This window comes from Dietzia sp. DQ11-38-2, assembly GCF_014145055.1.
Taxonomy (GTDB): Bacteria; Actinomycetota; Actinomycetes; order Mycobacteriales; family Mycobacteriaceae; genus Dietzia.
Genome location: NZ_JAALDW010000173.1, coordinates 7757 through 12524, shown reverse-complemented (window position 1 = coordinate 12524; position 4768 = coordinate 7757). Strand labels below are relative to the sequence as shown.

Sequence of the window (4768 nt, the reverse complement as noted above, 5' to 3'; positions counted from 1 at the left end):
GGGCGGATCGGCATGGACGACCAGTCCCACGTCGTCGACGTGGATACCGCGGGCCGCGATGTCGGTGGCCACGAGCACGCTCGCCCGGCCCGAGGAGAACGCGTCGAGGTTGCGCACCCGCGCGTTCTGCGACAGGTTGCCGTGCAGGTCGACGCTGGTCACGCCGCGGCCGGAGAGTTGCTTGGCCAGTCGCTTGGCGCCGTGCTTGGTGCGGGTGAACATTACGGTGCGCTCGTTCACCCCGGCCAGATCCGCCAGTGCGCGGACGCGGTCGTCCGGGTCCACGTGGACGACGTGGTGGGCGGTCGCGCCGGGGGTGGCGGAGCCGTCGTCGACCTCGTGGACGACCGGGTTGTCGAGGAACTTGCGGACGAGCTTGTCCACACCCTGGTCCAGGGTCGCGGAGAAGAGAAGCCGCTGCGCACCCGCGGGCGTGGCCGCCAGGATCCGGGTCACTCCCGGGAGGAAGCCCAGGTCGGCCATGTGGTCGGCCTCGTCGAGGACACTCACCTCGACCGAATCCATGCGGCAGTGCCTCTGCCCCATGAGGTCCTCGAGCCGACCCGGGCAGGCCACCACGATGTCGACCCCCTGGTCGAGCGCGCTGACCTGGCGCCCCTGCGATACGCCGCCGAAGATCACGGTGGTCTTGAGGCCCATCGCCTTGGCCAGTGGCGCGAGCGTCTCGTCGATCTGGCGAGCGAGCTCGCGGGTGGGGGCGAGGATCAGCCCACGCGGGGCGTTGCGCTTCCGGCGACCGCCGGCGGTCGCGGACGCGGCGAGGCGGGTGACCAGGGGGAGGCAGAACGCATAGGTCTTGCCGGAGCCGGTGCGGCCCCGGCCCAGGACGTCGCGTCCGGCCATCGCGTCGGGCAACGTGGCCGACTGGATGGGGGTGGGGGTGACGATGTCGACGCCCGCGAGGACGTCGAGCAGGGAGGAAGGAACGCCGAGATCGGCGAAGGAACGTGACAAGGGAGGAATCTCCGTAGGTAGATGGGGCGTCTTGCCCGGCGCGCTCCTGGGCTACCCCGTCGCAGGTGAGCGACGTGCCCGGTGCGCGACCACGGGAGGTCGACATCCGACGCGGCCCGAGGCAAGAGTGGTGCGGGCCGACCGCTCCACCCTACGCTCCACGGGGCGCCCCGCGACAGTTCCCCGGGCCTGATGTGACGAGGTCGTCTATTCCGGGCCCGCAGATGGCACGATGTGGACCGTGCGACTCGACCTGTCCCTGCTGCGACGCCCGGAACTGGGCTCGGTGCTGCTCGGGCGGGAGACGGAGTCCGCGCGGATGCGGACCCTACGGGTCCGGATCCTGTTGGTTCTTACCCTGCTGGCGTCCAACCTCGTGGGGGTGGCCGTCGCGGCGGTGTTGATCCTCTTCGTCCTGCCGGGCCCCACCCTGTTGTCCCGGGAGTTCCTGGTTCCCAACGTCATCGTGGTACCCGGGTACGTGTCCCTGGCGACCGTGGTCGGGACGGTCTGGGTCCGCGGGGTGGTCTACCGCCGGGTCCGGTGGTTCCTCGACGGCCGCGAGCCCACGGATCGGGAGCGCGTGCGGGCGCTCCGCCTGCCCACCCGTATGACCCTCATCCAGGCCTTCCTCTGGTTGCTCGGCGCAGCCGTGGTGACGCCGGCGTTCGGGGTGATCGACCCGGCGACCATCCCGACCGTCGGGTTCACCATCGTCTTCTCCGGACTCGTGGTCTGTGGTGTGGCGTTTCTCTTCGCCGACTTCGGTCTCCGTCCGGTGGCCGCGGTCGCGCTCGCCAGCGGTCCGGCCCCCCGCGCACGGTTCCTCGGTGCGATGACCCGCCTCCGGGTGTCCTGGGCGGTCGGTAGTGGGGTGCCGATCTCCGGACTCATCATCGTGGCGATCTACACGTTGGCGGGCCGCGCCCTGACACTGGAACGCCTCGCCGTCATCGCGATCGTTCTCGGGGCCACGTCGTTGCTCGCCGGATTCCTGCTCGTCTCCCTCGCCACCGGATCGGTGCTCGGTCCGCTTCGGAGCGTCCGCTGGGCGATGGAGGACGTCGCGGACGGGAAGCTCGACCGGAGGGTGGTGGTCTACGACGGAACGGAACTCGGTGAGCTCCAGCGTGGGTTCAACCGCATGGCCGCCGGGCTTCAGGAACGCGAACGGCTCCGGGACCTGTTCGGTCGCCACGTGGGTCGTGACGTCGCGGAGGCCGCCGAGGAACGCGATCCCGAACTGGGCGGGAGCGCCTCCGAAGTCGGCGTCGTCTTTGTCGACATCATCGGTTCCACCGAGATGGCGGTGCGGTCGGAGGCGACGGAGGTCGTCGACGTGCTCAACAGGTTCTTCCGGGTGGTCGTTGAGACGGTAGAGGAGTACAACGGCGTCGTCGACAGCTTCCTCGGCGACGCCGCACTCGTCGTGTTCGGCGCGCCCCGGTCGATGGACGACCCGGCGTCCGCCGCACTGGCCTGCGCCCGTGTGCTCGGCGAGCGGCTGCCCGACCGGGTACCGGGATGCCAGGCCGGGATCGGTGCCTCCTACGGGGGCGTGGTCGCCGGGTACGTCGGCGCCGACGACCGTTTCGAGTACACGGTCATCGGAGACGCGGTCAACGAGGCGTCGCGGCTGTGCGAACTGGCGAAGACGCAGTCCGGACTCGTCCTGGCCTCCGGTGCCGCGGTCGATTCGGCCGGGGCCGCCGAGGCCGAGCGGTGGAATCGGGTGGGATCGGAGGTGGTCCGGGGTCGGACGGAACCCACGGAACTGTGCGTCCCGGCGGTCTCCGGGACCCGGCGTCGTCCGGCGGACCACGGCGGTGCCGCTACCTCAGCGTGACGTCCGTGCCGACGAGGGCGACCTCGAGTCCGTCGGGCACCACTCGCGCCCTGTGGATCGACACCCCCTCGGGGAGTGAGGCGACCGTCGTGTCGACGGTGCCGGTGATCCCGGAGAACACCCCGTCCGGCAGGGGCAGGCCGAGCACCCCGGTCTCCTCCGGGGTCAGGGTGAGCCGTCCGCCCGAGACCCCGGGCGCCACGCCGATCTCGGCTATCCCACCGATGTCCGCGCGCAGCAGACCGGCCTGCGCGTCGGGTCGCACCGACCTGACCTCCGTCAGCCCCGCGACCGGGGAGTCGCCGGCGGGATTGCCCTCGGCCGCCGCCGCCGTGAGCTGGTCGCCGCTGAGCGTGGCGGTCCCGTCCGCCGACGCGGCGACGATGCTGCCGTCGGCCATGCTGACCGAATGCCCGGTCACGTCGATCCGGGGCGCGTCTCGGTCACCTGGAGAGGTCATCCGGACCGTGTCGACGGCCCGGCTGGTGGCAAGGTCCCAGAGGATCGGCGTGGGGCCGAAACCCACCGACACCGGGGCGCCGAGCCGAGCCGAGGCCTCGCGTTCCGCCCGGTCCGACAGGTACCAGCGGGCTCCGAACTCCGCCGCCACGGCCACCCCGAGGATCAGGAGCAGCAGGACGAGCAGGAAGCACCCGCATCCACCACGTCCGCGGTCACCTCGTCCTCGTCGGTCGATAGGGCCTCGTCGTCGCATTCACCACATCGTGCCGCACGGCCGAGCCGGGGGCCACCGGCGGTCCGGTTGCGGTCCCGGGGGGTGCGGCCCCACGATCGGAGAATGACCGAGACACAGGATGTGAACACTGACACCAGGACCGTCGTCTTCCTCGTGGCCGGCGAGGGGATCGAGCGGGTGGAGCTGACCGAACCATGGGGTGCCGTGACCGAGGCCGGCCACACGGCGCTCCTGGTGAGCACTTCCGACGGAGAGGTCGAACTCGTCGACCACCTCAGCCCGGCCGGCACCCAGGCCGTCGACCGCACGACCGCCGACGTCACCGCCGCCGATGCCGACGTGCTGGTCCTACCCGGCGGCGTCGCCAATCCCGACGCCCTCCGTCGCGACCAGCACGCCGTGACCCTCGTCCGCGAGATGGTCGAAGCGGGCAAGCCGGTTCTCGCCATCTGCCACGCACCCTGGGTGCTGATCGAGGCGGACGTCGTCCGGGGCCGCCGGGTGACCTCCTACCCCAGTCTGCGCACGGATCTGGTCAACGCCGGCGCCGAGTGGGTCGACGAGGAGCTGGTCAGTTCGGACGGCGTGTTCACGAGCCGCAACCCCGACGATCTCCCCGCTTTCTGCGACGCCCTCCTCGGGGCGATCCGCGGAGCGGACTAGGGCGACGGGGCCGGCCGGGACACGCGTCGAGTGGGGGTGAGCGGATGATCGGCATCTACGTCCACAACGAGGGGCGTGGTCACCTCCACCGCGTGCTCCCCGTGATGGGCGCACTACGGGAGCGCGGTCTCGACGTGACGATGCTGATCGCGGGGCGGTTCGACGACTCGCTCCTCCCGCCGGGGACGCGGGTCGTCCATCTCTCCGCCGAACCCGGCGACCTCCAGGCCCCGGAGGAGATCCCCCTGGAGGCGCGTCGCGAGGCCGTCGCGTGGATCGATCGCGCGCGGCCTCGCGCCTTCTGGGTCGATTCCTCGCCGGCCATGTCACTCGCGGCGCACATGACCGGCATCCCGATGGTCAGCACCCTCCCGCCCGGGGTGCGGGAGGACGAACCCCACCTGCTCAGTTTCCGGGCTGCCGAGCGCCTGATCGGGGCGTGGCCTCCGGGCGTGCACCAGGACACTCTGCGGAGGATCGACAGCCCCGTGGAGGAGATCGGTGGGGTGTCCCGGTTCGAGCGACGGGACCCCGAACCACGTGATCACCTGAACCGGCCACGGGTGGTCCACCTGAACGGCTCCGGC

4 protein-coding genes and 1 pseudogene are annotated in these 4768 nt (G+C 71.3%); 3 read left to right on the top strand and 2 right to left on the bottom strand.

Annotated elements, in window-relative coordinates; all coding sequences use genetic code 11:
• Positions 1-975: DEAD/DEAH box helicase (locus G6026_RS06690; RefSeq protein WP_182612699.1), on the bottom strand; the 975-nt coding region annotated here is incomplete at its 3' end.
• A gap of 232 nt (positions 976-1207) precedes the next feature.
• On the opposite strand from G6026_RS06690, the gene G6026_RS06685 reads away from it, so the two are divergent.
• Positions 1208-2821: an adenylate/guanylate cyclase domain-containing protein gene (locus G6026_RS06685; RefSeq protein WP_107757639.1), complete on the top strand. Its 1614-nt coding sequence runs from the start codon at positions 1208-1210 to the stop codon at positions 2819-2821.
• Here G6026_RS06685 and G6026_RS06680 read toward each other — a convergent pair.
• On the bottom strand, positions 2808-3536 hold the full coding sequence (locus G6026_RS06680; protein ID WP_182612697.1) for a DUF2993 domain-containing protein: 729 nt from the start codon (positions 3534-3536) through the stop codon (positions 2808-2810). The two genes, G6026_RS06685 and G6026_RS06680, sit on opposite strands and share 14 nt — an antisense overlap.
• 84 nt (positions 3537-3620) lie before the next feature.
• Between G6026_RS06680 and G6026_RS06675 the strand changes: the two genes are divergently transcribed.
• On the top strand, positions 3621-4181 hold the full coding sequence (locus tag G6026_RS06675) for a type 1 glutamine amidotransferase domain-containing protein (RefSeq protein ID WP_107757637.1): 561 nt from the start codon (positions 3621-3623) through the stop codon (positions 4179-4181).
• Between the two features lie 44 nt (positions 4182-4225).
• Positions 4226-4768, top strand: a pseudogene (locus tag G6026_RS17190) (hypothetical protein); the annotation flags it as partial.

Bases quoted from the DNA above. Each gene is read 5' to 3' on its own strand.
- G6026_RS06685 (WP_107757639.1), top strand. From the start codon at position 1,208: ATGTGGACCGTGCGACTCGACCTGTCCCTGCTGCGACGCCCGGAACTG.
- G6026_RS06675 (WP_107757637.1), top strand. From the start codon at position 3,621: ATGACCGAGACACAGGATGTGAACACTGACACCAGGACCGTCGTCTTC.
- G6026_RS06680 (WP_182612697.1), bottom strand. From the start codon at position 3,536: ATGCGACGACGAGGCCCTATCGACCGACGAGGACGAGGTGACCGCGGA.